Below are 21,360 nucleotides of genomic sequence, written 5' to 3' on the forward strand. Positions count from 1 at the left end.
CGGGTGGCGCACACCCCATCCCGGGTTTGCTGTCGTTCCGACTCTGCGACATAAGCGCCGAATGCTGATGATACGGGATGCAGACCGAGGGTTGTGTGGTAATACCATCTAAGTCGTTATTGCTTGGGGCAGGGGGCCGGGCTTTCCGGAATTGCATCAGGTCACGACTGTCGCATTCTACGAGGCGCAGATGGCCAAGAAATTTATCAGAACCTGTTCGATCTGGCGGACCCTGGAGGTCGTCGGCGATACGTCGACCCTTTTGATCCTTGAGGCCAGCTGGCTCGGCGCGCGCCGCTTCGAGGATTTCCGCAATCGCACCGGCCTGTTGAAGCCCTTGCTCAGCGACCGGCTCAAACGCCTGCTCGCCGCCGAGATCTTCGAGCGGCGTCTCTATTCCGAAGCGCCACGCCGCTTCGAATACCAGATGACCCAAAAGGGCCGCGACCTCTACTGGACCGCCCTGATGATGTTGCGCTGGGAGCGCCACTGGGCTCCGCCCGAGGGCAAGATTGAAATCATTCTTCGCCACAAGGGCTGTGGTGAGGTGTTCGACCCGACGCCGGTTTGCGGCGAGTGCCGCCAGGAAGTTACAGCCAATGATGTCGACTGGACTGAAGGCCCGGGCGTGGGTCTGATGGCAGCGACCTATAGCCGGCGGCGGCGCTATCGTGACATGGCCGCCAACCGGCCTGCTGAATCCACCCTGCTCGATCACGTCGCCCAGATCACGGGTGATCGCTGGGCCAGTCTCGTCCTGCGATCGATCTTCACAGGGTTACGCAAGTTTGACGAGATTTGTGATGATACCGCGATCGCGACCAATATCCTGTCGGAACGCCTGAGCTGGTTGTGCACGATCGGCGTGTTGACCATGCACCAGTACAGCGATCGTCCGGCCCGGTTCGAATACCGGCTGACGCCGAAGGGCATCGATTATTATCCGATCCTGCTGATGCTGCTGAAATGGGGCGACAAGTATTATGTCGCGCCGGAAGGCCCGCCCCTGCTGCTCAAACACCGGCCCTGCGGCGCTGACCTTGAGGCGATGGTTGTTTGTTCCGCCTGCGGTGAGGCGGTCGGGCCGGAGACGGTTGAGTACGAGGTCGTGGAGACCCGGCCCATCCGCAGTCCGGAGCAGTCAGCCGCGTCCTGATGGGCGGATAACTTGACTTGCAATACCAAACCTACCCCCCTATTCTCCGGGGATGGCAGGATATTCTCCAGATTCAGATCAGCCTGACCGCCGTGATGACAGCGACAGGGTTGTGGTCGTTACCGGTGCGGGCAAGGGCTTGGGCGAGGCGTTTGCCAAGGCCTGGGCATCGCGCGGCGCGCGCGTTGTGGTCAGCAATCGGCGCCGTGCCGGTGCCGCGGACGATGCGGGCCGGGTTGTCGACGAGATTCGCAGTGCCGGTGGCCAGGCCATCGCCGAATATTCCGACATGGCCGACCCGGGCGCCGGTGAGGCTGTCGTCGGGGCCGCCCTCAAGGCCTTCGGCCGGCTCGATGCGGTGATTGCCAATGCTGGCACCAGCGGTCCGGCGCGCAAGCTCACCCAGGGCTCGCTCGCGGATTTTCGCGATGTGATGGAAACCAATTTCTTTTCCAACATTGCCCTGGCTGAGGCTGCGCAGGCGCCCTTGCAGGCGTCGCCCTCGGGCCGTTTCCTGCTGATTTCCTCATCCGCCGGCCTGTACGGCGTGAGAGGCCGCGCGCCCTATGCGGCGTCCAAGGGCGCGCTGAATGCCTTTGCCATGTCGCTTGCAAGCGAATGGCGCCGGGACGGGGTCGGGGTCAACATCCTTGCCCCCTATGCGGCAACGCGCATGACGGACGCACCGGATCTCGATCCGGCTCTGGCGGCGGCGATCGCGCCGGCCAATGTCGGCGCGGTTGCGGTGTGGCTGAGCAGCGCGGCCTGCCGCCAGAGCGGCGAGATCTGGGTCAGCGGGGCCGGTTGGCTGCGACGGGCCCAGATGGTCGAGGGCCGCGGCGCGACAGCGGCGCCCGACCTCTCGGCCGAGGAGGTGCAAGCCCTGGCCGAGACGTTGCGTGGCCTCGAAAAGCTTCGCGGTTTTGCAGGGGCCGAGGCGGCGTTCGCCGATCTGATCCGCGAATGCCAGGCCGCGCGCGCGGCCCCGGCGCAGTCAGCAGACAAGGGAAGCGAGCCGGCGTGAAGATCATCCAGTGGGCCACCGGCGCGATGGGCAAGACCTGTCTGCGCGCTGTCATCGACCGACCAGATCTCGAGCTTGTCGGCCTGTTTGTCTATGGTGAGCGCAAGGCCGGGCTTGATGCCGGCGAGATCGCACGCCGTCCCGCAACCGGCGTTGTCGCGACGCAGTCCATCGAGGACATCCTGGCGCTGGACGCGGATGTCGTGATCCATGCCGCACGGCTGGACCCGCCCTTCGAACGTCACGACGCTGACATTCTGCGGCTGCTCCGCTCGGGCAAGAACGTGATCAGTATCAATGGCGGCAGCTTTCCGCCCTTCTGGCCGCAGGAGCGCCAGGCCCGTTTCGAAGCCGCCTGCGCTGAAGGGCAGAGCAGTTTCATGGGGGCCGGCCTCAACCCCGGTTTCGGGGCCGAGAAGCTCGCCGTTCTGGCAACAGGTGTCTGCTCGGACGTCAACAGCGTTTCCCTGCGCGAGCTGGTCGATTGCCGCCCGGTGAAAAGCGCGGCCTATGTGTTCGACATCATCGGCTTCGGGTCAGAGCCGGGCCGGGTTGACCCGAACCATCCCGACTGGGTGCCGGGTCAGACGATGAACGCCCTGTTCCGCGAAGTGGTCGGATGCACGGCGCACCGGCTGGGCTGGACACTCGATGCGGTCGAGACGGCGCACACATTGCGGGCGGCACCCTCCGACATCGAGATCGCCGCCGGCATCGTTCGCGCCGGCACGACCGCCCGCATCGACTGGAACTGGCTGGGCATCGAGGCGGGCGAGACCCGTGTCGACCTGGGCATCGCCTGGACCATGGAAACGCCGCCCGAAGGCGCGCCGCGGCCACCGCTCTGGACCATCCGCGTCGACGGAACGCCGTCGGTGAAACTGGATTTCGACCTCGAGACGCCGGTCGGGTGGACAGCGCGCACTTCCGCCGAACAACTCGGCGTGGCCGGCGCCGTGGTCAATGCGATCCCGGCCGTCATCGCGGCACCGCCCGGCCTGCAGTCTGCGCCGCTGGCAACGCATTTCCAGGCGTTCACGCGCGCCTGAACACCCCATCACGCGGAGGCAAGGCGATATGTCGGCCAAGCTCAGAGTGCTCAAGGCGATCATCAAGTCCTGGTGCGAAACCCAGGACATTGAGGCGGTGATTTCCCACCTCACTGAAGATATTGTCTGGCATTATTCGGCGACCGCTGCGGCGCCGAAAATCGGGCATGACGGCGCCCGCGAATTCCTGAAGGCCTACAAGCTCAAGGCCCGCCGTCCCAACTGGCGCATTTTCCGCGCTGCCGAGGCGGGCAACGCCCTTTTCGTCGAAGGCGTCGACGAGTTCGACACCGTGGAGGGCGGCCATGTCGCTGTGCCCTACATGGGAATCTTCGAATTCGAAGGCGATCGGATCAGGGCCTGGCGAGACTATTTCAACCCGAAACTCGCAGAGCAGGGTGAGCTGGGCCTGTCGCCGCCCGACCATGTCCAGGCGCTCCTGGATCGTCCCGTCCTGCCGGGCTTCGGTTCCGAGCCAATCCCAATCCAAGGAGTTGAACCATGACAGCCACCCCAATCCCGGAGGCGGAGCTGCGGGCCCTGCTCGACAAGCAGGCGATCGGCGAAATCCTGATCCGGTACTGCCGCGGGGCCGATCGCGGCGACGCCGATCTGATCGCAGCCGCCTATCATGACGACGCGATCGAGGATCATGGCGGGACCTTTTGCGGACCGGCTTCAGACTATGTCGCAATGCTACGCAAGGTGCTGCCGAAAGCACCACGAATGACGCATGCGATCACCAATATGGTCATCGAACTTGATGGCGAAACAGCCATTACCGAGTGCTACATGATGACGTTTTCCCGCCGTGAAACGGATGATGCCAGTTTTGACAGCCTCACCATGGCCCGGGCCATCGACCGGTTCGAGCGCCGCGATGGCCGCTGGGCGATCGCCCATCGCCGCATTGCCTGGGAATGGAATCACGAGATGCCACTGCTCGAGAGCTGGGGGCGTGGCGGCATAGCGCCCGACCCGTCAATCCTCGTGCGCGGGACCAAGAAACCACACGATATTCTCTACGAGGTTCAGGGAGCGAAATGATGAAAATTGAAGGATGTACCGCCATTGTTACCGGCGGAAATCGCGGCATTGGTCTTGGCTTTGTTGAGGAATTGCTCACCCAGGGCGCCGCGCGCGTCTATGTCGGATCCCGCGTCCTCGCTGATGCGCAAGAGGTCGTCGCGAAGGACCCGGCCAGGGTCGTCGCGGTTGAGCTCGATGTGACGAAGCCGGACCAGATCGCTGCCGCAGCAGCGGCCTGCAAGGACGTCACCCTGGTGGTGAACAATGCCGGATTGTGCACGATGGAGCGTCTCTACGACACCGGGGACCGGGATGCGGCGCGCCGCGAGATGGAGGTCAACTTCTTCGGCCCGCTCGAGATGAGCCGGGCGTTCGCACCGGTGATCTCCGGCAATGGCGGCGGCACGATCATCAATGTCCTCTCCGCCGGCGGAATTGTCGCTGTCCCGGACATGGGAGGCTATAGCCCGTCCAAATTTGCCAGCCGGGCAGCGGGCAATTGCCTGCGTGCGGAACTGGCACCGCTCGGCGTGCATGTCACCGCATTGATTGTCGGCTCGGTGGAAACCCGCATGGCGGCGCATGTGAAGAATGTGGCCCAGTCCCAACCCGTCGATATCGCCCGGGCCGGCCTGTGGGCAGCATCGCGCGGGATCGACGAGCACGACACCGATCCGCATGCGATCCAGGTGCGCGCACACCAGGCGCGTGACCCGAAGGGGCTTGAAAAAGCGATGGCCAAACGGGTCAGCACGCCGCGCAAGGGCTGACCTTCTCAGCATTCAGTTGCGGGCAAGAAAAAGCCGATCCGTTTTCACGGATCGGCTTTTAAGTGCTCGGAGTGTGGAGGGCGCGCGAGGCGCCCTCCCGTTCTCGGAGGGGGTTAGAAGTCGACCGACAGCTCGATGCCGTAGGTCCGCGGTGTTGCAAACCGGGAGATCTCATCGCCGAAGAAGGGAATGATATTCGTCCGGTAGAGTTCGTCGGTCAGGTTCTTGCCCCAGACTGAGAGGGTCCAGTCCGCATTCGGCGGCGTCAGGGTCAGGCGACCGTCGAGCAAGCCATAGGCCTCCTCGATCTGGCCATTGTCAGGCGCCCAGAACATTTCACCGTGATAGCTGTAGTTCAGCCGTGCCGACAGGGCATCTCTCCAGGGACCGGCATCGAAGGTGAGTTCGCCGCCGATATTGAACTGGTGTTCCGGTGTGCGCTGAAGGTTGTTGCCCGAGGAATCCACGCCGAGTGAATCGACGAAATCGATATACTCGGTCTGCAGGAAGGTCGCGCCGCCCCAAATCCGCAGATTGTCAGTCACAGCAAACTGCAATTCGGCCTCGATCCCGGAGATGTCGGCATCAGCAGCATTGTCCGTGATGTTGCACAGGCAACCGGCATCGGTCTGTGTGACCTGCAAATTCTGATAGCTCATCTGGAACGCGGCGACGTTGAGGCGGGCCCGGCTGTCCCAGAAGTCGTATTTGACACCAAGCTCAATGTTCTCGACGGTTTCAGGGTCGTAACCGGATTGCGCCGCGATCGCGTTGGCCGGGTCATCCTCGAAGCCGCCGCCCTTATAGCCCTGGGCCCAGGTCAGGTAGACGAAAAGGTCTTCAGAGGGTGCATATTCGGCCGTGACCTGCGTGGTGACCTGCGACCACTCATCACCGTAATCCGTCGTGAAACCGCCCCCTTCCGTAAAGGTCGGTGCGAGGGGTGACAGCGGAACAGTGTCGGTCGGATTGAACGCATCGCCGGTTTCGACCGCGGTGGCGGTGACGGTGCCGCTCTTGTCATCGTGCGTGTAGCGGACGCCGGCGACGACCCGGAACTGCTCATTGAAGCGATAGCCCATCTGGGCGAACGCCGCGTAGGAGGTTGTCTCGCCGCTATTGTTCCAATGGGATTCACCGGAAAGCGTGGAGAGAACCGTCAGCGGCACCTCGGCCCAGAAGCGGTCATACTTGGTGACTTCGTCATGCTGGTAGTAGGCGCCGACGATCCAGTCGAACGGGCTATCCGGCGTATTCGAAACCAGCCGGAATTCCTGCGTGAACTGGCTGATGTCCTCGGTCTCGCCGACCGGGAAGCGGAAGAGCAGCGACGAAATGATGCCATATCCGTTATTTGGGCCCTGGCCGGTCTGGTCATAAACATTGCTGGCCTGCCCTTCGCGATAGCCGGTCGTGCTCGTAAGTGTCGCAAAGTTTTCAATGTTGTAGTCGAGGTGCGCCGCGACGCCATAGGCTTCGCGATCCAGACCTTGCGGGGTCTCATTGGCATCGCCTGCATAGAGCGGGTGCTCCGGGAGGCCTTCGCGAACTGAGAGCGCCGCGCCGCGCAGCACGCCGATCTGTTCGCGCGCAATGCTCCAAGGGCCTTGGGTGGCCGGATCTGGACCGTCGACGGCGACGCTGAGGAAGCCATTGGACTCGTCCTTGGTATAGTCGGCGACGAGGCGGGCGCTGAAGTCGGACCCGTTTGGCTGGAACAGCAATTGGCCGCGCAGCTGGAAGGAGCGCAGATCGTCGAGGTCGCGATCGTGCAGCACGTCATAGCTATAGCCGCTGTGGTTGCGCGACTGGAAGGACAGACGTCCGGCGATTTCGTCGGTCAAGGGGCCGGTGATGAAGCCGCGCGTCAGGACCTCGTCATAATTGCCGACCGAGACTGTCAGATTGCCACCGGGCGTGAATTCGGGCTCAGCGACGATGATGTTGAGGGCGCCGCCGACGACATTGCGGCCGAGCAGAACGCCCTGGGGGCCGCGAACGACTTCGACGCGGGCGATGTCATAAAGATCGGCGTTGAACAGGCCGGAGCGCCCGACATAGACGTCATCGAGGAAGATCCCGATCGATTGGTCAGCTGTTGGCGAATCCAGGCGGGTATTGGTGATGCCGCGGATGTTGAATTCCTGGTCCAGCGGCGAAAGCGCCGTGAAGGAGAGGGACGTCACCGAACCGGCGAGGTCTTCAAAGCTGAGAATGCGGTCTTTCTCCAGTTGTTCGCCGGTCATGGCCGATACGGCGATGGAGGCGTCCTGCAATGTCGTCTCACGCCGCTGCGCGGTGATCGTGATCGTGTCCAGTTGAGGGCCGCTGGCTGCGGGCTCTTCCTGTTGTGCCAGCGCCGAGGGTGCGGTCATCAGTGAGACCGCAATCGCCAGCGCCGATGCGTTGTTGAAATACTTCATCTGCTTCTCCCCGTCTTCGATGGCCTGAGTGGTACAGATCGCCCGCAATCACCCGACATCTTTTTGTTGGTAGCTGAAGGTATGACATTACAAGTGAGTTCGTCAATGCAAGTCTCCCCGTATCCCGGCCCGCTTCGCCGGTGGGGGGAAAGTGTTGCTCTGGAGTGTCAGGTCTGTCTGTGACCGGGCAGAATTGCAGGCCCAGAGGTCTCAGATGCGCTCAATGATGATGGCTGAGCCAACGCCGGACCCGCCATGGACGACAGCCAGTCCGAGCGTGCCGCCGTCGCGTTCCAGGCCCGCGAGCAGGGTTGCCAGCAGGATCCCGCCGCTGGCGCCCATCGGATGGCCCATGGCCAGATGTCCGCCCTGCGGATTCACCTTGGCTGGATCAGGCGCATAGTCGCGCTCGAACTTGACCGGCGTGGCCGCGAAGGCCTCCATGAATTCGATCCGGTCCATGTCATCCAGCGACAGGCCGGTCTCTGCGAGGGCGGCTTCCATGGCGGCGAAGCCGGCCGTGAGTTGCAGCACCGGATCGGCGCTGGCATCGGTGACCGCCAGGATCCGGGCGCGTGGCTTCAGGCCGGCGGCGGTGCCGGCGGCGCCACTCCCCAAGACGATCAACGCGGCGCCATCAGCGATAGGCGGGCAATGCGCAACGGTATGCAAATGTGATATTTCGGCGAGTTCCGGGCGAGCCTTGAGCATCACGGCATCAAACCCCTCGGCGCCAGCCTCGACAAAAGCAGGTTCGAGCCTGGACAGCGACTCAACCGATGTGTCTGGCCGGACCGATTCGTCCTGTGCCAGCAGGACCGTTCCGTGGGCATCGTGGACCGGGATGACTTCCTGCAGCGGCTCGCCGCTCCAGGCCTGCGCGGCCCGGTGGTGCGAGCGGATCGTGATTTCGTCCAGATCGGCGCGTGTATAGCCATGCATCGTGGCCATCAGGTCCGCCGAGAGCGGCACCGGAACATAGCGCAGGGCCCGTGCGGTTTCGGGATCGGCATAATGATAGCCATTGTCCGCGAGGAAGGGGACGAGAGACATCATCTCGACGCCACCGGCCAGGCGCAGCTGGTCATCACCGGTCGCGGCCGCTTCAAGGGTCGCGATCCGCGTTGCAGTCAGGCCGGAAACACAAAAATTATTGACCGTGCGGCTGGCCATCGCCACCGGAAGCCCGGCGTGCAGTTTGCTGACCAGTGCCAGCTGGCCGCCCTGGGCGCCGATCTGGCCGACGCAGCCCAGCGTCAGCGAAGCCACCCGGTCAAGCGCTGTCTCGCCACAGCGTGAGCGCAAGGCCGTCGTCAGCTGGCCGACCAGCTCGTGCGGCGTCAAGGTTGACAGCGCGCCACCGGGTTTTCCCTTGCCGCGCGGGGTGCGAATGGCATCGTAGATGCAGATATCTGTCATCGGATCAGACGCCAATCACAAAGCAGGCGCTCGCGGTCGTCGAGCCGCCGACATTATAGGTCGCGACATTGCGCGCGCCCTCGACCTGGGTATCGCCACTGCGGCCGGAGGTCTGCCGCCAGGCGTCCAGTGCCATGCGCACGCCGGTCGCGCCGACCGGATGTCCAAGCCCGATCAAACCGCCCGATGGATTCACGGGCAGCGCCCCGCCCGCCGCGATCATGCCCGACTCCACCGCTTTCCAGGCCTCGCCCGGCGCGGTCAGGCCGAAATGCTCGATCGCCATGTATTCGGTGATGGAAAAGCAGTCATGGGTCTCGATGGCGTCGAGCTGGTGGACATCGGTGATGCCCGCCCGGCCGCAGGCATCGGTGATCGCCTTGCGGACCCAGGGGAACATGTAGCCGTCGGTATCGCGGGTCTTGGCCAGCTTGGATTCCATCATCAATGGCGCTGTTGTGTGGCCCCAGCCCTTGAAGCGCGGGATTTGCGCCAGGTCGAGGCCGCGCTTGGCGGCATAATCCCGGGCTACGGATTCCGACGCCAGGAACAGGGCCGCAGCACCGTCGGTGACCTGGCCACAATCGCTGCGTCGCATCCAGCCTTCGACGACCGGGTTGGCGTCGTCGTCGGCCTCGAAGCTCGCTTCTGTGAAGGTCCAGGCCCGTGACTGGGCCGAGGGATTGCGCTTGGCGTTGTCGAAATTGATGCGTGAAATTTCGGAGAGATAGGCGCGGTCCAGCCCGTAGCGCCGGTCATATTCTTCCGCGAGATCGGAGAACATCGCCGGCCAGAGATAGCGGGCGCCGAGGGCTTCGCGATCGGCCCAGGCGGCGGCACCGAGAATCTCGGCAGCCCTCTGGCCGGGCACATTGCGCATCAGCTCGACGCCCACGACGCCGGCCAGCCCGTAGCGGCCCGACTCGATATCGGCCATAGCGGCCATGATCGCCATCGATCCCGAGGCACATGCAGCCTCGTGGCGGCTGGTCGGCTTGCCCTCGAAACCGGGATCGACATGGCCCATCATCCCGCCAATAAGGCCTTGGCCACAGAAGAGCTCCCCGGCGAAATTTCCGAGATGAACAACATCAACATCGGCGGCGGCGATGTCGGCGGATTCGAGTCCGGCATGCGTGGTCTCGGATATCAGTTCAAACAAACCCTTGTCGTCGCGAGCCCAGTTCCGGGCAAAATCGCTTTGGGCTCCACCGAGGATGAAAACGGGTTCGGACATGTCGTTCAGGCCTCCTGGCCGGGTTCGTATCTGTTTCAGCAGGCGTTTGCCTGATCGGTCTCGAGGCTGGCCGGGTCAGGCCAGATCCTGTGCGGTTTCCAGTTGTCTTGCGGCAAGCCACGGCTCCTGGCGGCCGGCGAACCCTGCCGCGAGCCGCTCCACGATGGCTGCCACCGGCTCCACGGCGTGAATCGCCCCTACGCCTTGACCCGCCGACCAGACGTCCCGCCAGCCCTTGGCGAGCTGCGACGGGTCATTGAAGATGACGGCGCCCTTCGCCGGCATGTTGTCGGGGTCAAGGCCATTGGCTTCCAGGCTCGCTTTCATCCAGCTCGCCGGCACGCCTGTGATTGAGGCGGAAACCTGCAGATCCGCGGCCGAGGCGTCGATGACCATCGCCTTGTATTCGTCCTGGGCCAGGCTCTCGGATGCTGTGATAAAGGCGGTTCCGATATAGGCAAAATCCGCGCCCATTGCTCGCACTGCAGCAATGCCCGCCCCCGTTGAGATGCCGCCGGCAACCGCCAGCGGGCCGTCGAAGAAATCCCTGACGGCCTCGACGAAGGCGACATTGGTCAGCGTCCCGGTGTGGCCCCCGGCTCCGGCGCAGACAAGGACCAGTCCGTCGGCGCCAGCGGCGACGGCCTTACGGGCGAACGCGACCGAGTTGACGTCGGCGAAGACGGTTCCGCCATAGCTGTGGACGGCTTCGACCACGCGCCCGGGGCCGCCGAGCGCGGTGACGACAAGCGGCGGCTGGTAGGTTTTCACCAGGGCCAGCTCGGCCTCGAAGCGCGGATAGGAGGAGTGCGTCACCATGTTGAAGGCCCAGGCCGCGTCGGACGGGCCGAGTACGGTGGTAATCTGCTTCATCCAGGCGTCAAGATCGTCGATCGTCCGACAGTTCGGTCCCGGGAATGACCCGATCATGCCAGCCTGGCAGGTCGCGATGACAAGCGCCGGGCCAGAGACCAGGAACATCGGCGCACAGATAGCCGGCAGGCGAAGATTTTCGTCAAGCGCGTGCGGTATCCTGGTTTCGCTGGCACTCATGAATCCTGGCCCCCGGCTGCAGCCCCCACCGCCCGGCACAGGCGGTATGTCACTTTCTTATTAAAACCTACCCGGAGAATGTCAATTGCCGCAGGTCGGGCGGTCCCGCGTGGCGGGTGCCGGGAAGGCGGCTTGTCAAGCGCCGCCATGGCGGGCGAGTTCCGCAAACATGATGAGTTTCATAACATGCCTGCCAGGCTTGGCCGGCTCGGTGGAGGTGGAGCAGTCAAGCGAGCCGGCATTGAAAAAATTTCTGCTAAGGCCGTGTCGTCGCTGTATTATCTAAAACGAACCTGTTAAGTTGCCAGGATTCAGGGGTGAAGGGGCCATTATGACCAAGATAGATCGAGTAGATTCGCGTATGTCGCATTGGCGGGCGCGCTTCTCCGGCCTTGTCAGCGGATTCGGGACGGCTGCTCTGGCGATCCTCGGAAGCGTGGCCCTGACCGTGCCGGCCGAGGCTGCGAGCGGATCGTTCAATGGTGCGGCCAGCCTTCAGGTCGATGGTCTTTGCACTGCCGCGTCATCGTCCAGTTTTGGAGCGAGCTTCACTGCCACTTTCCAGAGCGCCGACACCGGCTCGCTCGACACCTATTCCCTGTTCCTGCTCGACGGCACCGGCACCATCATTGGCTCTTCCGACCAGAGCATTTCGGCGGCCGCCTATTCTGCAACCTCGACCATTTCCGTGCCGACAACCCAGACCCCCACTGATGGTTCGGCCTATACCCTGGTGGCTTATAACCAGAACACCGGCTCCCCTCTCTATTCCGTCGGCGAGAGCTATGAGTCTGACAGTTATCAGATGGCCAGTCTCAGCTTTGATGCCAGCGCGCTTGATGACAGCTGCCCCGGTCCGAATTCGGCCCGCGTGACACCGACGATTTCCGGCCCGGCCGGCCCGCTCAATGCGGCGTTCACGGCCAACGTCAACTTTGATGGCGTTGTGACCGGGTTCACCGTTGATGACCTTGTCGTCGGCAACGGTGCCGCTTCGGCCTTTGCCGGTTCGGGCGACAGCTATTCAGCCACGATCACGCCGACCGCCGATGGCGATGTGACGGTCGACATCGCAGCCGGTGCTGCGGTGGACGGCGGCGCAACAGACATCAATGCGGCGCCGACCTATACGGTGACTTATGACGGGACCTCGCCTGTGCCCTCGTTCCTGGATGCGGAGGCGGACACAACGATTGAAGGCCCGATCTCGGCCTTTCTCCAGTTCAGCGAGGATGTCTCGGGCGTTGTGGCTGGACAGATCGCGGCGACCAACGGCGCGATTTCCGATTTCACTGAAATCTCAAGCCAGCGGTACAGCTTCACCCTGACGCCAGACCCGGGCCTGACCGGAGTCCTTGTCATTCTCAGCTATGATGCCGGGCAGGTCACCGACGCAGCGGGCAATAGCAATACCGGTGCCGCCAAGGTCTATACCGCCAATACCGATGTGCCCTCCGTTGTCATCTCCACGAGTGAAGTCGAGCCGGTCGGTGGCCCGTTTGTTGTCGATGTTGTGTTCAATGAGGCGGTAACCGGCTTTGATGTTGGCGATTTCATTGCCGGCAGTTTCACGGTGGACAGCGTTTCCGGCTCCGGCACGACCTATACGGCGACCCTGACGCCGACGACAACCGGAACCTTGTCGATCCGGGTTGGCGCTGCCACGGTTATCGATGCCGATACCAACGGGAACACGGCCTCCAACACCCTCTCGGTCGAGGCTGATATTGCGGCGCCGACAGTCGCGATCACCACGGCTGCCTCCTCGCCGACCAGCGAATCGTTCACTGCCACCATAACGTTCTCCAAAACCGTCACCGGCTTTACCGTCGATGATCTGGTCCTGACCAATGCCACGGTCACCGGTTTCTCCGGTTCGGGTGCCGATTATAGCGTCACCATTGTGGCGAGTGCTTCCGGGACGGTGAAAGTCGATATTCCGTCGGCCTCTGCCCAGGACGCCGGCGGGCGCGACAATCTCGCCGCGACGACACTGAACGTTCAGGCGGATGCCGTTGCGCCGACCCTCACCATGACGAGCTCGGCCGTTGGCCCGGTCAGTGCGGCGTTCACGCTCGATCTCGATTTTTCTGAAACCTTCACGGGCTTTACGCTGGATGATCTTGTTGTCGTCAACGGTGAGGCCACGAATATCCAGCGCGCGGGCGATGATCTGACGGCAACGATTACGCCGACGGCTGCCGGTACGCTGACGGTTGATGTCGCTGGCGGCGCCTTCCAGGATACCGCCGGCAACGACAACACCGCCGCGACCCAGTTCTCGATCGAGTCGACCGCCGATGGCGCGCCGACCGTGGTGATTGCGGCGACTGCGAGCTCACCGGTGAGCGGCGCCTTCCCCGTGACCGTGACCTTCTCCGAGGCCGTGACCGGCTTCCTGTTTACAGATGTGTTGATCGTCAATGGCACCAGCTCGAATGAGTCGATCTCGGGCAATGTCTACAGCTTTGACGTCACCCCGTCGGTCGACGGCCCCGTGACGGTCGATGTGCCCGCCGGTGTCGCCCAGGATGGCGATCTGAATGACAATCTCGCCGCGGCCCAGTTGTCGCTGACAGCCGATGTGACCGACCCGACGGTGGCCCTTTCCAGCGCGGCGGTCGCGCCGGTTGCGGGTGCATTCGATGTCACGCTCACATTCTCAGAGGATATGGACCGGGTTGTTGCCTCGACGCTGACAGTCGCAAACGGGACGGTGACGGCCATCAGTGGCTCGGGCGCGGTCTATGTCGCGACCATCTCGCCGACGGTTGACGGCACGGTCACCGTGGATGTCGCCGCCGACGCCGCCACTGATCTGGCCGGCAATGGCAATGTCGCTGCGACGCAGTATTCGATCGCCGCTGTACTCGGTTCCCCGACTGTGGCGATCTCCGGGCCTGCAGGGCCGGTTTCGGATGCCTTTACCGCGACTTTCACCTTCTCCGAGAATGTGACGGGGTTTGAGCTTTCCGACATCGTCGTGGGCAATGGTGCGGCCAGCGCCTTCGCCGGCGCCGGCAGCGTCTATACCGCGACAATCATTCCGGATGCAGATGGCGCGGTTACGGTGGATCTCCCTGCGGGAGCCGCCCAGAACGGCGGCGCGGTCAATAGTGCCGCTGCAGCGCAGTACTCGGTGACGGCGTCTTCACTCGGGCCGATTGCAACGATCACGAGTGCGACGACGTCGATCTCCTTCAGTGGTTTCGTGCAAATCACCGTCGAGTTTGATGAGGCTGTGACGGGGCTGGCCGCCGCCGACTTTGTCGCTACCGGATCATCCGGGATCGTTGCGTTCGCGGGCAGTGGCGCCAATTACTCATTCTTCGCCAACGCGACGGGCGCTGCCGACCTGGTGATCAGTCTCCCGGCGGCGTCGGCCACGGCCGATCCGGGTGGCGCACCCAACCGTCTTGGGCCAGATCTGACCATTCCATTGTTGACGACTCCAACTGTTGCGATTTCCAGCGCGGCCGCTGATCCTGTGACAGCGGGCACATTCGATATCACCGTGACCTTCTCTGAATCGGTCACGGGTTTTGATAGCGGAGATCTCACGGTTGATGGGGGCGCGGTCGACGAGTTCAGTGGCTCTGGCGCCGTCTACACCGCGACAATCGCGCCTGTGCGCGACGGAACCCTGACGGTTGATATCGCTGGATTGGTCGCGAATGGCGCTTCCGGTGGCGGCAATTCGGCGGCTCCGCAGTTCTCCATCGGGGTCAATCAGAATGTGCCACACCCGGTCATCACCAGTGCGTCGTCGGGCACCGTCTCGGGCGCCTTTGATATCGCCGTGAATTTCGACGAACCGGTGACCGGTTTTGACGTGACGGACCTGACCGTCGGCAATGGTGCAGCCAGCAATTTCGCCGGTAGCGGAACGGCTTACTCCGCCACGATCACGCCGGCTGCCGATGGCGCCGTGACGGTCGATATTGCAGCTGCGGCTGCGGTCGATGCGGATGCCGGCGACAGTCTTGCCGCGACCCAGTTCACCATCACCAATGACGAAAGCGGCGCGACACCGAGCTTCTCGACGGCTTCCGCCGATCCATTCGCTGGCTCATTTGTTCTTGATGTCACCTTCGACGAGGCCGTGACCGGTTTTGCCGCCAGTGACCTCACCGTCGGCAATGGCACGGCCTCGGGCCTGGCCGGCTCGGGCACCGCCTATACCGTCACCATCACCCCGTCTGCCTCAGGCGCCGTGACGGTCGATATGGCGGCCGGCAAGGTCGAGGATATCGTCGGCAATCCGAATCTCGTCGCCACACAATTCTCGATCACGGCCGATCTTACCGCGCCGGCGGGCTACGCCGTGACGCTGGATCAGCCTCTCATTTCCGCCGGCGTTGCCGCCAATGTCTCGTTCGGCTTCACCGGTTTTGAGGTGGGTGCCACTCTCGACTACACGATCACGAGCGATGGTGGCGGAGCTCCCGTGTCTGACAGTGTGACCGTTTCGACGGCGGCCGGATCGATCGGCGGGCTCGACGTCTCCGGTCTTGCCGATGGCACGATAACCCTTTCGGCGACTCTCACTGACAGCCTCGGCAATGCCGGTGCAGCGGTGACCGACACGGCGACCAAGGATACCGTCGGACCGACCGTAGTCCTGTCGAGCGTCGCCACCGAACCTGTTGCGGGCGCCTTCACGCTTGATGTGATCTTCTCCGAACCCGTCACCGGTTTTGCCATTTTCGATCTGACGGTCGGTAATGGTAGCGCATCGGCGTTCGCCGGCGCCGGCGACACCTATTCCGCCACCATTACCCCGACGTCTGATGGTCCGGTCACCGTCGATCTGGATGCTGTGAAAGTCCAGGATGCCGCTGGCAATAACAATAGCGCCGCGACCCAGTTCTCGATCAACTATGACGGTACGGCCCCGACTTTGGCGCTGTCTTCGGTCTCGTCTGATCCCGTATCCGGCGCCTTCACACTTGATATAGTGTTCTCGGAAAGCGTCACCGGCTTTGCCATCGGCGATCTGACGGTTGGCAATGGCGCGGCTTCGGCCTTTGCGGGCTCGGGCGATACCTATTCGGCGACGATTACACCGGCCGCCAATGGCGCCGTCACGGTCGATGTCGCCGCCGCGTCCGCCCAGGATTCGGCCGGCAATGACAATACCGCCGCGACCCAGTTCTCGATCACCAATGACGAGGCCGCGCCGAGTGTCGTGCTTTCCAGTGTCAGCTCTGACCCGGTCTCCGGCGCCTTTACCCTGGATGTTGTTTTCTCTGAATCGGTCACCGGTTTTGCTATCGGCGATCTGACGGTCGGCAATGGTAGCGCCTCGGCCTTCGCCGGCTCTGGCGATACCTATTCCGCCACCATCACGCCATCCGCTGACGGCGCTGTCACGGTCGATCTCGCTGCTGCTGCCGCCCAGGATGCGGCAGGCAATGACAATACGGCGGCGACGCAATTCTCGATCACCAATGACGGCACGGCCCCGTCGGTTGTGCTCTCGACGGTCTCGTCGGACCCGGTGTCCGGTGCTTTCACCGTGGACGTCGTGTTCTCGGAATCGGTGACCGGCTTCGCCATCGGCGATCTGACGGTCGGCAATGGTAGTGCATCGGCCTTCGCCGGCTCCGGTGACACCTATTCCGCCACCATCACGCCGTCCGCTGACGGCGCTGTCACTGTCGATGTCGCTGCTGCCGCTGCCCAGGATACGGCCGGCAATGACAATACGGCTGCCACACAGCTCTCGATTACCAACGATGAAACCGCACCGGGTGTGACGCTGTCCAGTGTCAGCAGCGATCCGGTATCCGGTGCCTTCACGCTTGATGTCGTCTTCTCCGAAACCGTCACCGGTTTTGCGATAGGTGATCTGACGGTTGGCAATGGCGCCGCCTCGGCTTTCGCCGGTTCAGGCGACACCTATTCGGTGACCATCACGCCGTCCGCTGACGGCGCTGTCACCGTGGATCTCGCTGCGGCTGCCGCCCAGGATTCGGCCGGCAATGACAACACCGCTGCGACCCAGTTCTCGATCACCAGCGACAGCACGCTGCCAAGCGTAGTCCTTTCGACGAGCGAAACCGATCCGGTCTCCGGGGCCTTTACGCTGGATGTCGTGTTCTCGGAAAGCGTCACCGGCTTCGCCATTGGTGACCTGACGGTCGGCAATGGTACGGCTTCTGCTTTCGCCGGTTCGGGCGATACCTATTCGGTCACGATCACGCCGGCAGCTGACGGGATCGTTACAGTCGACCTTGCCGCCGCCGCGGCACAGGATGCCGCTGGCAATGACAATTCCGCTGCCGTCCAGTTCTCGATCACCAATGACGGCACCGCCCCGACAGTTGTGCTTTCGACGGTCTCCTCGGACCCTGTGTCCGGCGCCTTTACCCTGGACATTGTGTTCTCGGAATCGGTCACAGGATTCGCGATCGGCGATCTGACGGTCGGCAATGGAGCGGCCTCCGCTTTCGCCGGCTCCGGTGATACCTACTCCGCCACCATCACACCGTCCGCTGACGGCGCTGTCACAGTCGATGTCGCAGCCGCTGCCGCCCAGGATTCGGCCGGAAACGACAACACCGCTGCGACCCAGTTCACGATCACGCGGGATGCCACGGCCCCGACGGTCGCGCTCTCGACGGCGTCGGCTGATCCGGTCTCTGGCGCCTTCACGCTGGATATCGTTTTCTCGGAATCCGTCACCGATTTCGCCATTGGCGATCTGACGGTCGGCAATGGTGCCGCCTCCGCCTTTGCAGGCTCGGGTGACACCTATTCTGTGACGATCACGCCGGTCGCCGATGGCGCCGTCACGGTCGATCTCGCTGCCGCCGCCGCTCAGGACGCCGCGGGCAATGACAACGCAGCTGCGACGCAGTTCTCGATCACCAATGACGAGACAGGACCCAGCGTCGTGCTTTCCAGTGTCTCGAGCGATCCGGTCTCGGGCGCCTTCACCTTGGATGTGGTTTTCTCGGAATCTGTCACCGGTTTCGTGATCGGTGATCTGACGGTTGGCAATGGTGCTGCTTCCGCTTTCGCCGGTTCGGGCGATACCTATTCGGTCACCGTCACACCGACAGCTGATGGCGCGGTCACAGTTGACGTCGCTGCGTCCGCTGCCCAGGATTCGGCGGGCAATGGCAATTCGGCGGCAACACAGTTCACGATCACCAGCGATGGCACCGCGCCCAGCGTCGTTCTGTCATCCGTGTCGGCTGATCCGGTCTCCGGTGCCTTCACGCTGGATGTTGTGTTCTCGGAGAGTGTCACCGGCTTCGCCATTGGCGACCTGACGGTCGGCAATGGTGCCGCCTCCGCGTTCGCGGGCTCGGGCGACACCTATTCGGCCACCATCACGCCGACAGCCGACGGGGCCGTCACGGTCGATGTCGCCGCTGCTGCGGCGCAGGATTCGGCCGGCAATGGCAATACAGCCGCGACCCAGTTCTCGATCACCAGCGACGGCACCGCGCCGACGCTCGTGATTGCCGGACCGTCCGGCACCCAGACCGGTGCCTTTACGGCCAGCTTCACGTTTTCGGAATCGGTCACCGGTTTCGCGCTGGGCGATATCGCGGTCGGCAATGGTGCCGCTTCGGCCTTTGCCGGATCGGGAAGTGCCTATACCGCGACGATCACGCCGGCGTCTGATGGCGCCGTGACCGTCGATGTCGCAGCTGGTGTGGCCAGCGACAGCGCCAGTAATGCCAATCTCGCGGCCACCCAATTGAGCGTCGATGCCGACATCAGCGCGCCAACGGTGCTGTCGGTTGTCGTGTCGGACGCTGATCTCACACTCAGCGATCTCGGCACCAGCTTCACGGTCGCCGCAACGTTCTCTGAAGCCCTCGATCCGGCAACGGATCCGGCATTCGCCTTCGTCGGTGCCGATCTCTCCGCGACGCTGAGCCTGCAGTCTTCGGCCTGGTCGAGCGGCAATACGGTCTTCACCGCCAGCTATGACCTGCTCGACAGCGGCATCATGGCCGACGATATCGACGTCACGGTTTCCGGTGCTGCAGACATCGCCGGTAATCTGCTCGCAGATGCGACAACGGCCGACCTCTTCAGTGTCGAGTTGCGCCGCGGCGGCATCACCATCGCCCAGACCGTAACGGGCGCGGTCGATGGCGAGTTCGACTTCACCGGCGATCTCGGGAATTTCTCGATCCTGACAGCAAGCCAGTCCGGCTCGCAGGCCTTCACCGGGCTGGCCGAGGGCGATTATGTCGTCGCTCCGTCAGCCGAGGATGGTTTCAGCTTTGACGGCGCGAGTTGTTCGGGCGGCACGACTTCCGTGAACGGCTCAACAGGCGCGGTCACGATCTCGCTTGCTCCGGCTGACTCAGTGACCTGTACCTTCTCTGCCATTGCAGATCCGGCGATCGATGAAGCGGCCATTCCAACCGTTGAACTGGCGCTGGACTCTGCCGTGGACGACCCGACGGGTACGAGCACGAGCTTCTCGCTCTCCAACACCGGCGGCACCGCGTTCCGCTTTACCGCAGCGACCGATGTGAGCTGGCTCGATATCGATCCACAGTCAGGCGATATTCCGGCCGAAGGATCGCTGGAATTCACCGTCACCTTCAATGACGACGTGCTTGATCTCGATCCCGGGACATATACGGCCACTATCACGATCACCGAGATCTCAACGTCCCCGCAAAAGCCACTGGGCGCACGGGCGAACGAGCTGACCGTCCTGACGATACCGGTCACGATCTCGCTGGAACCCCGTGAGGGCACGTTGACCATCATCGCCACCACAGCGCCTTCCGAGGCCGGCGACGGCGTGTTCACCTACACCTCCACACTGGCCGAACTGAACGGTCTCTCACTCTCGACGTCGGGCGGCACGGCCAGCTCGGGTGAGCTGACGGTGCTGCGTGGCTCCTACAGCCTCACCCAGGCGGCGTCGGAGGGCTGGGCCCTCAATGCGATGAGCTGCACCGGTGACACCGATGGCGGTTCGAGCTTCGATCTTGAAACCGGCACCATGATCATCGACCTCGATCCCGAGGAAAGCATGGTCTGTACCTTTGCCAACCGGCGCGATGAGGATTTCATCCGTGAGATCACCCAGAGCGCAATTCGCAGCTTCATGGCAGCCCGTGCCGATCAACTCCTGACCAACTCGCCGGAGCTGGCCAGCCGGATCCGCGGTAGCCGGATGACGGCGACCCCGAACCGGTTTGCCGCTGACTATCAGGACGGCCGCTTCTCCGCCGACATGTCCACGAGCCTGTCGGCCATCCGCCAGGCCGCCGAGAGTGGCCAGCCGCAGATGCCGGGTGATGAGCAATTCAACCTCGATGGCGAGACCGGAATTGCGAGCCTCGATGTCTGGGCCCAGGCCGTCTACACCAGCATTGATGACGACCGCGCCGGCTTGAACGCGAATTCGACCTTTGGCCTCTACTATCTGGGTGTCGACATGATGGCGTCCGAAAACGTGCTGGTCGGTGCCTTGCTGCAGTGGGATCATGCCGAGACGGTTACCGGCACCTATCGCAGTGAAGTCAGCGGCGATGGCTGGATGGCCGGTCCGTATGTCGCTGCCCGCCTGGCCGACAATGTCTATCTCGACGCTCGCGGTGCCTGGGGACGTTCGGAAAATGACGTCAATCCGATCGGCCTCTACACCGATGCGTTTGAAACCAGCCGCTGGCTGGTGGAAGCCAATCTGAGCGGCGAGATGCATTCCGGAAACTGGCGCCTGTCGCCACAGATCGGCATCGCCTATTTCAACGAGGAACAGGACGCCTACACCGATACGCTTGGCTTCCTGATCCCGAGCCAGGAAATCACGCTCGGCCGGATCAATGCCGGACCGGAACTGGCCTATCGCTTCATCAACGCCGAAGGCGGTTATTTCGAACCCTATGTCCGCCTCACCGCACTGTGGGATTACGATGACGCGGACGTCTATAACGCGGCGGGTAATCTGCAGGGCATTGGCGGTTTGCGCGCCGATGCACGCTTCGGCCTCACTGCCGAGCTGCCCAATGGCGGCATGATCTCGGGCGAACTCGGCATCATCGGCCTTGGTCTCGGCGAGTTCGAGGCCAACAATGCGATGATCCGCATCCGGATGCCGCTGAGCATGGAATAGGTTCGGCGGCCTGCTGCTCGAACACTGACGGTATCCGGCCCGCCAACTGGCGGGCCGGTTGCCTTTCAGGCCTTCTGCGCCTGTCTTTCTCATGCGGT

General features: G+C 63.2%; 11 protein-coding genes. 7 read left to right on the plus strand and 4 right to left on the minus strand.

Going from position 1 to position 21,360, the window contains the following annotated elements; translation table 11 throughout:
- Window positions 1–190: 190 nt before the first annotated feature.
- From ACN0YL_RS11760 to ACN0YL_RS11785, 6 genes are read left to right on the plus strand one after another with little or no spacing between them, the layout of a single operon-like run.
- Complete coding sequence (locus ACN0YL_RS11760) at window positions 191–1,156, plus strand: winged helix-turn-helix transcriptional regulator (protein WP_417490537.1); 966 nt, start codon at window positions 191–193, stop codon at window positions 1,154–1,156.
- 52 nt (window positions 1,157–1,208) lie between these two features.
- Complete coding sequence (locus ACN0YL_RS11765; RefSeq protein ID WP_417490538.1) at window positions 1,209–2,180, plus strand: SDR family NAD(P)-dependent oxidoreductase; 972 nt, start codon at window positions 1,209–1,211, stop codon at window positions 2,178–2,180.
- Window positions 2,177–3,229 (plus strand): hypothetical protein, encoded by a 1,053-nt coding sequence (locus ACN0YL_RS11770; RefSeq protein ID WP_417490539.1) that lies wholly within the window; start codon window positions 2,177–2,179, stop codon window positions 3,227–3,229. Before ACN0YL_RS11765 ends, ACN0YL_RS11770 begins: the two co-directional genes overlap by 4 nt.
- A gap of 28 nt (window positions 3,230–3,257) precedes the next feature.
- The gene (locus tag ACN0YL_RS11775; RefSeq protein WP_417498107.1) at window positions 3,258–3,734 is read left to right on the plus strand and encodes a nuclear transport factor 2 family protein; all 477 of its coding nucleotides are present in this window, start codon (window positions 3,258–3,260) and stop codon (window positions 3,732–3,734) included.
- Window positions 3,731–4,276, plus strand: coding sequence for a nuclear transport factor 2 family protein (locus tag ACN0YL_RS11780; protein WP_417498108.1), 546 nt, complete (start codon window positions 3,731–3,733; stop codon window positions 4,274–4,276). Before ACN0YL_RS11775 ends, ACN0YL_RS11780 begins: the two co-directional genes overlap by 4 nt.
- Window positions 4,276–5,028 carry an SDR family oxidoreductase gene (locus ACN0YL_RS11785; protein WP_417498109.1) on the plus strand — a complete coding sequence of 251 codons (753 nt, stop codon included), beginning with the start codon at window positions 4,276–4,278 and terminating at the stop codon, window positions 5,026–5,028. The genes ACN0YL_RS11780 and ACN0YL_RS11785 overlap by 1 nt, the downstream gene beginning before the upstream one ends.
- Before the next feature lie 113 nt (window positions 5,029–5,141).
- Here ACN0YL_RS11785 and ACN0YL_RS11790 read toward each other — a convergent pair whose 3' ends face one another.
- From ACN0YL_RS11790 to ACN0YL_RS11805, 4 genes are all read right to left on the minus strand, one after another.
- Window positions 5,142–7,451: a TonB-dependent receptor gene (locus ACN0YL_RS11790; protein WP_417490543.1), complete on the minus strand. Its 2,310-nt coding sequence runs from the start codon at window positions 7,449–7,451 to the stop codon at window positions 5,142–5,144.
- Window positions 7,452–7,661: 210 nt separating this feature from the next.
- Complete coding sequence (locus tag ACN0YL_RS11795; RefSeq protein WP_417498110.1) at window positions 7,662–8,870, minus strand: acetyl-CoA C-acyltransferase; 1,209 nt, start codon at window positions 8,868–8,870, stop codon at window positions 7,662–7,664.
- Window positions 8,871–8,874: 4 nt separating this feature from the next.
- Window positions 8,875–10,107, minus strand: coding sequence for an acetyl-CoA acetyltransferase (locus tag ACN0YL_RS11800; RefSeq protein ID WP_417498111.1), 1,233 nt, complete (start codon window positions 10,105–10,107; stop codon window positions 8,875–8,877).
- A 75-nt stretch (window positions 10,108–10,182) separates the two neighbouring features.
- The gene (locus ACN0YL_RS11805; RefSeq protein ID WP_417498112.1) at window positions 10,183–11,160 is read right to left on the minus strand and encodes an NAD(P)H-dependent flavin oxidoreductase; all 978 of its coding nucleotides are present in this window, start codon (window positions 11,158–11,160) and stop codon (window positions 10,183–10,185) included.
- Window positions 11,161–11,491: 331 nt separating this feature from the next.
- Between ACN0YL_RS11805 and ACN0YL_RS11810 the strand changes: the two genes are divergently transcribed.
- A complete protein-coding gene (locus ACN0YL_RS11810) occupies window positions 11,492–21,262 on the plus strand; it encodes an Ig-like domain-containing protein (RefSeq protein WP_417498113.1) in 9,771 nt (3,256 codons plus the stop codon).
- Window positions 21,263–21,360: the final 98 nt, after the last annotated feature.

The sequence above is a fragment of the Maricaulis sp. genome (assembly GCF_048269565.1).
Classification (GTDB): Bacteria; Pseudomonadota; Alphaproteobacteria; order Caulobacterales; family Maricaulaceae; genus Maricaulis.

Excerpts from the sequence above, each read along its gene's own strand:
- ACN0YL_RS11760 (WP_417490537.1), top strand. The coding sequence starts at position 191 with ATGGCCAAGAAATTTATCAGAACCTGTTCGATCTGGCGGACCCTGGAG.
- ACN0YL_RS11765 (WP_417490538.1), top strand. The coding sequence starts at position 1,209 with ATGGCAGGATATTCTCCAGATTCAGATCAGCCTGACCGCCGTGATGAC.
- ACN0YL_RS11775 (WP_417498107.1), top strand. The coding sequence starts at position 3,258 with ATGTCGGCCAAGCTCAGAGTGCTCAAGGCGATCATCAAGTCCTGGTGC.
- ACN0YL_RS11780 (WP_417498108.1), top strand. The coding sequence starts at position 3,731 with ATGACAGCCACCCCAATCCCGGAGGCGGAGCTGCGGGCCCTGCTCGAC.
- ACN0YL_RS11785 (WP_417498109.1), top strand. The coding sequence starts at position 4,276 with ATGAAAATTGAAGGATGTACCGCCATTGTTACCGGCGGAAATCGCGGC.
- ACN0YL_RS11790 (WP_417490543.1), bottom strand. The coding sequence starts at position 7,451 with ATGAAGTATTTCAACAACGCATCGGCGCTGGCGATTGCGGTCTCACTG.
- ACN0YL_RS11795 (WP_417498110.1), bottom strand. The coding sequence starts at position 8,870 with ATGACAGATATCTGCATCTACGATGCCATTCGCACCCCGCGCGGCAAG.
- ACN0YL_RS11800 (WP_417498111.1), bottom strand. The coding sequence starts at position 10,107 with ATGTCCGAACCCGTTTTCATCCTCGGTGGAGCCCAAAGCGATTTTGCC.
- ACN0YL_RS11805 (WP_417498112.1), bottom strand. The coding sequence starts at position 11,160 with ATGAGTGCCAGCGAAACCAGGATACCGCACGCGCTTGACGAAAATCTT.
- ACN0YL_RS11810 (WP_417498113.1), top strand. The coding sequence starts at position 11,492 with ATGACCAAGATAGATCGAGTAGATTCGCGTATGTCGCATTGGCGGGCG.